This is a genomic window from Methanobrevibacter sp., from assembly GCF_045586545.1.
Classification (GTDB): Archaea; Methanobacteriota; Methanobacteria; order Methanobacteriales; family Methanobacteriaceae; genus Methanocatella.
Genome location: NZ_JAZNAN010000044.1, coordinates 1 through 5,036, shown reverse-complemented (window position 1 = coordinate 5,036; position 5,036 = coordinate 1). Strand labels below are relative to the sequence as shown.

Sequence of the window (5,036 nt, the reverse complement as noted above, 5' to 3'; positions counted from 1 at the left end):
TTCTTTAATTTACAGTATATTTTAATTATACCTCTTTTTAGGTATCTATTTTTTTTTAAAAATTTAATTAGGGTAACTGACAAATGGTATATCAATGATTTTAAAAACAACCAATCTCACTTTAAGGCCTTGGGAAGAGTCAGATGCCAAGTGCCTCTATCACTTTGCCAGAAATCCAAAAATTGGTCCGATAGCTGGCTGGCCACCTCATGAAAGCATTGAGAATAGTTTGGAGATTATTAATACCGTTTTTGCAAAAAGAGAAACCTATGCAATCGTTAAAGATGATATTCCAATCGGATGTGTTGGATTATTGTTCCATCCGGATACCAATCACTGGTGGGGTGAAGGCTCTGTGGAGCTTGGCTATTGGGTGGCTGAAGAGTACTGGGGCAATGGCTATGCAACTGAAGCATCTCAAGAAGTGATTAAAAGGGCATTCAATGAGCTGGGCGCCAATGAAATCTATGCAAGTTACAGGCATGACAATAAGCAGTCAGGAAGGGTTTTGGAAAAATTGGGATTCAAATTTCTAACGGAATTAAACAATATTAATTATGCCGGCGAAGCGGTCATTGAAATTGCAATGAAGTTAGAAAAATAATTATACTAAAAAACATTAACTTTAATTAATGACAAGAATTTGTAAAAACTGCGGTTTTGAAAATCAGGACGATTATGATTTCTGTGCAAAATGCGGCACTCCATTGGTTGAAGGAGCTCAGCGCAAACCTCTTTATGTATATAGGACTTCACAACCTGAAGTGAATAAAAATGCACTTATCGTAGCTTACATTTTAACTATTTTTCTTTCATGGAGCGGTTTTGTAGTGGGTCTTTTTTCAAAACAGAGCAGCATGGCAGTATTTACATTCTTCGGATTTTTCATGCCGTTTTATCTGGTGCAGTCAAAGCATCCTACACTCAAAAAACATGGACTGATTATGATGGCAATATCATTTGTTGGTGTGGCGCTCTCATTTTACGTAATGTTGCATTAAAAAAAGAAAAAGGGAAATTAAACGATATGTAAACTGATATTTCCCATTAAAAGTTGTATAGGAATTTCAAATACATTAATTCCGTTGGATAGCATAGCAGTTCCGACTGCATCGCCTCTGGACATGCTTCCGGCAACATTGCCGTTACCAGGATATCCAAAGTATCCATCATTCGCACGGATATCGTCCACGATATTAACACCAAATATGGCCTGTGCAGCATCATTGTTAATACTAAAAATGAAATGAGGGGTAACGCCATAAGAATATGTCATAATATCACGAGCAGCACCATACGGATCATCAGGATTGTTTATATGGACATTATGTAAGGTTTGACCTTCGGAGTTGATTGAACTTCCAGGGTAAACCCAATTGAAGCCTCCAAGTGAAAATGTTGCAGCCATATCAATACTAGCATCCTCTTCTGCGTCTTCAGCAACTATTAAAACTGGGCTGACAATTGTTGATGCTAAAAATGCAACAATCAGCAAAACAATTGCTAGAAGAACCATACTTTTTTTTTCATAATTTTTTTTATTGTATATTTATAGTATAAATACTTAACTTTTTTAATTATCAAAAACATATATAATTACATATAATTTTTAGGTGATATTGTGATTATAGGCGGTTCATCTTCACAGGACTTGGCGGCTCATGTTGCACGCGAACTTGGAGAAGAGTTATGTTATGTTGAAACTAAGAAGTTTCCAGATGGAGAAAGATATTTAAGGATAACTGATGATGTAAAAGATAAGGAAGTAACTGTTATACAGTCCACCGGTTATCCTCAGGATGAGAACTTGATGGAATTATTGTTTATGATTTCCAATCTCAAGGATTTGGGAGCAAAAAAGGTAAAGGCTGTTGTTCCATACATGGGTTATGCAAGACAGGAAAAACGCTTTAATCCAGGTGAGACAATTTCAGCTAAAATCATCTGCGATTTGATTCAGTCAGTCGGTGCGGATGAGTTCATCACCTTTAATATTCATGAAGCATGTGTTTTAAACTTCTTTGATATTCCTGCAAGAAACCTCTCAGCCATGCCTGCAATTGCAGAATATTTGGATAAGAAAATATTCAGAAAGACTAATGAAAAACCGTTAATCATCGCTCCGGATAAGGGAGCTTACGGATTTGCACAGGAAATCTCTGAAATCATTGGCTGTGACTGCACATACTTGACTAAAGTGCGTTTAGGCCCTGATAAGGTTGAAACCAAAATCGTAGATGTCAGATGTGACAGCGAAAGTGAAAATACTGTCAATATTGACTCCGTTAAGGGGATGCATGCAATCATCATTGATGATATTATAGCTACTGGCGGAACCATAGTAAATGCAATCAATATCTTAAAGCAATATGGGGCATCAGCAGTTGACGTATGTTGTGTTCACCCGATTTTAACCAACAATGGAGCTACTAGAATCTATTCTGCCGGTGCAGGTAAAATCATAGGAACAAACAGTCTGTCTTCAGACACTTCACGTGTATCTCTTGCCAAATCCATTGCAGATGCATTGAGGGAATGAAATGGATAAAGAACAGATTAAAAAGGAACTTGTTGAAAAATCTAATGATATTTTGACAAAATATGGTGAACCTGATGTTGTGGAAGAAGTATCAGTAATGAATATGGCTTCCAAAACAGTATTTTTAGGTTCCCTTAAGGTTTTCAACACTGAAATTGTTCCGAATGTCATTAAAGATTTAAATAAAGATTTGAAAGGCTATGGTCAGTTAGTCGTAAGAGACCAAAGAGTAACACCATGCTGTTCGCCAAGCTATATACATATCAGTTTCAATGTTACAATTACTAATTAGATATCATGAAAGAATTCAAGTTAAAATCACCTTATAAGCCATTGGGTGATCAACCAAAAGCCATTAATTCATTAGCCGAAGGCATAAACAACGGCATAAAGGAACAGACTCTTTTGGGAGTGACAGGTTCAGGAAAGACTTTCACAATGGCAAACGTCATTGAAAAGGTTCAAAAGCCTACCCTTGTCATTTCGCACAATAAAACATTAGCTGCACAATTGTACGAAGAGTTTAAGGAATTTTTCCCGGACAATGCCGAGGAGTACTTTGTCAGCTATTATGACTATTACCAGCCTGAAGCTTATGTGCCGAGAACAGACACCTTCATTGACAAGGAAGCATCAATCAATGATGACATCGATATAATGAGGCACTCCGCAACACAGTCATTGCTGTCAAGGGATGATGTTATTGTTGTTAGCAGCGTGAGCTGCATCTACGGTATAGGTTCACCAGAGGATTATGGTGAATTTGCCTTTGGAATTGCCGTTGGAGACATTTATGACAGATCCGAAATTCTTTCCAGACTTGTTTTCATGCAGTATGAGAGAAATGACATAGAATTTGCCCGTGGTCAGTTCAGGGTAAGGGGAGATGTCATCGAAATCAATCCCGTTCATGGAACCCCTCCAATCAGAATAGAGCTGTTTGGCGATGAGATAGATGCAATCAGCATAATCGATAAGGTCACAGGCAAAAAACAGGAATCACTTCAAAGGTATATGATTTTCCCTGCAAAGCACTTTGTTGTCGGTCAGGACAAGATGGACGTGGCCATTTCCAAAATCTCAAATGAGCTTGAAGAAAGATTATCAGAGCTCAATGCAATGGGAAAATTATTGGAAGCCCAAAGACTTGAGCAAAGGACCCGTTTTGACATTGAAATGTTAAGGGAAATGGGATACTGTCCGGGTGTAGAAAACTATTCCATGCATCTGTCAGGACGTGACTGGGGTGAAAAGCCGTACTCTCTTTTGAAATATTTCCCGGATGACTTTTTAACAATAATCGATGAATCCCACGTTACCGTTCCGCAAATCAGGGGAATGTATAATGGGGACAGAGCCCGTAAGGAAACCCTGGTTGAATACGGCTTCAGACTTCCTTCAGCTAAGGAAAACCGTCCATTGAGATTTGATGAGTTCGAATCCTCCGTCAATCAGGTGATTTATGTATCTGCAACTCCAGGACCATATGAAATGGCAAAATCAAGAAATGTTGTCGAGCAGATTATCAGGCCTACCGGTTTGGTGGATCCAGAAGTTTTAATAAGGCCTGTAACCGGACAGGTGGAAGATCTGCTTGAGGAAGTAAGAAAAACAGCCGAGAAAGACGAAAGGGTGCTTGTTACAACATTGACAAAAAGGATGGCTGAGGATTTAACAGATTACTATGCAAGAATCGGCGTTAAAGTGAGATACATGCATTCAGAAATAGATACTCTGGAGAGAATTGACATTGTCGATGATTTGAGACGTGGTAAATTCGATGTTCTGGTCGGAGTAAACCTCCTTAGGGAAGGTTTGGATTTGCCGGAGGTTTCTTTAGTGGCAATTCTTGATGCTGATAAGGAAGGATTTTTAAGAAATGAGACATCTTTGATACAGACTATCGGGCGTGCAGCAAGAAACGTCAACGGCCGTGTGATAATGTATGTTGATGACATGACAGAATCCGTTAGAAAAGCATATGAAACTACCCTTAGAAGGCGCAAATTGCAGATGAAATATAATGAAGTTCATGGAATCACTCCGAAATCAACTCAAAGAACATTGAAGGAAAAACTTGCTGAGGAAGATGAGAAATATAAGGTTAGGGGTGCAGATGTTGAAAGGATGCCTAAGGATGAACTTCGTCTGCTGATTAGGGATTTGGAAAAGGACATGAAGGATGCCGCTGCAAGGCTTGACTTTGAAAGAGCCGCAGATTTAAGAAACAAGCTTTATATCTTAAAAGGCTTTGACAAATAGTTTTCAGTTCTGTGAAAACTTTTTAGTTTTAATTTTTATTTGGATTAGAATATTGTTTTTGGTTTAAATTATTGTTAAAGGATTATAAAATTGTTTTAAAATCATATCAAAAAATATATTAATTAATTTGATAAAATAATTAATTAAATTAGTTAAGAGTATCTTTTAAGAAAAAATATTTATTTTAGAATTTCATTTTTTTTAGGAAAATTAAATTTCTAAAATTTTAAATATT

General features: G+C 37.3%; 6 protein-coding genes. 5 read left to right on the top strand and 1 reads right to left on the bottom strand.

All coding sequences use genetic code 11. The annotated features are described in order from the left end of the window. The first annotated feature begins 94 nt into the window (after positions 1-94). Together ACKI3D_RS03835 and ACKI3D_RS03830 are read left to right on the top strand one after the other, a co-directional pair. The gene (locus tag ACKI3D_RS03835) at positions 95-604 is read left to right on the top strand and encodes a GNAT family N-acetyltransferase (RefSeq protein ID WP_407392439.1); all 510 of its coding nucleotides are present in this window, start codon (positions 95-97) and stop codon (positions 602-604) included. A gap of 28 nt (positions 605-632) precedes the next feature. Further along, positions 633-1,001, top strand: coding sequence for a zinc-ribbon domain-containing protein (locus ACKI3D_RS03830; protein ID WP_407392438.1), 369 nt, complete (start codon positions 633-635; stop codon positions 999-1,001). A gap of 17 nt (positions 1,002-1,018) precedes the next feature. On the opposite strand, the gene ACKI3D_RS03825 is transcribed toward ACKI3D_RS03830, so the two are convergent. Continuing rightward, complete coding sequence (locus tag ACKI3D_RS03825) at positions 1,019-1,516, bottom strand: hypothetical protein (RefSeq protein WP_407392437.1); 498 nt, start codon at positions 1,514-1,516, stop codon at positions 1,019-1,021. A 105-nt stretch (positions 1,517-1,621) separates the two neighbouring features. Here ACKI3D_RS03825 and ACKI3D_RS03820 point away from each other — a divergent pair, with 105 nt between their 5' ends. From ACKI3D_RS03820 to uvrB, 3 genes are read left to right on the top strand one after another with little or no spacing between them, the layout of a single operon-like run. After that, complete coding sequence (locus tag ACKI3D_RS03820) at positions 1,622-2,539, top strand: ribose-phosphate diphosphokinase (protein ID WP_407392436.1); 918 nt, start codon at positions 1,622-1,624, stop codon at positions 2,537-2,539. A 1-nt stretch (position 2,540) separates the two neighbouring features. After that, positions 2,541-2,831, top strand: a complete 291-nt coding sequence (locus ACKI3D_RS03815; protein WP_407392435.1) for a hypothetical protein — start codon at positions 2,541-2,543, stop codon at positions 2,829-2,831. A gap of 5 nt (positions 2,832-2,836) precedes the next feature. After that, positions 2,837-4,801 (top strand): excinuclease ABC subunit UvrB, encoded by a 1,965-nt coding sequence (uvrB, locus tag ACKI3D_RS03810; RefSeq protein ID WP_407392434.1) that lies wholly within the window; start codon positions 2,837-2,839, stop codon positions 4,799-4,801. Positions 4,802-5,036: the final 235 nt, after the last annotated feature.

Excerpts from the sequence above, each read along its gene's own strand:
- ACKI3D_RS03815 (WP_407392435.1), top strand. The coding sequence starts at position 2,541 with ATGGATAAAGAACAGATTAAAAAGGAACTTGTTGAAAAATCTAATGAT.
- ACKI3D_RS03835 (WP_407392439.1), top strand. The coding sequence starts at position 95 with ATGATTTTAAAAACAACCAATCTCACTTTAAGGCCTTGGGAAGAGTCA.
- uvrB (WP_407392434.1), top strand. The coding sequence starts at position 2,837 with ATGAAAGAATTCAAGTTAAAATCACCTTATAAGCCATTGGGTGATCAA.
- ACKI3D_RS03830 (WP_407392438.1), top strand. The coding sequence starts at position 633 with ATGACAAGAATTTGTAAAAACTGCGGTTTTGAAAATCAGGACGATTAT.
- ACKI3D_RS03825 (WP_407392437.1), bottom strand. The coding sequence starts at position 1,516 with ATGGTTCTTCTAGCAATTGTTTTGCTGATTGTTGCATTTTTAGCATCA.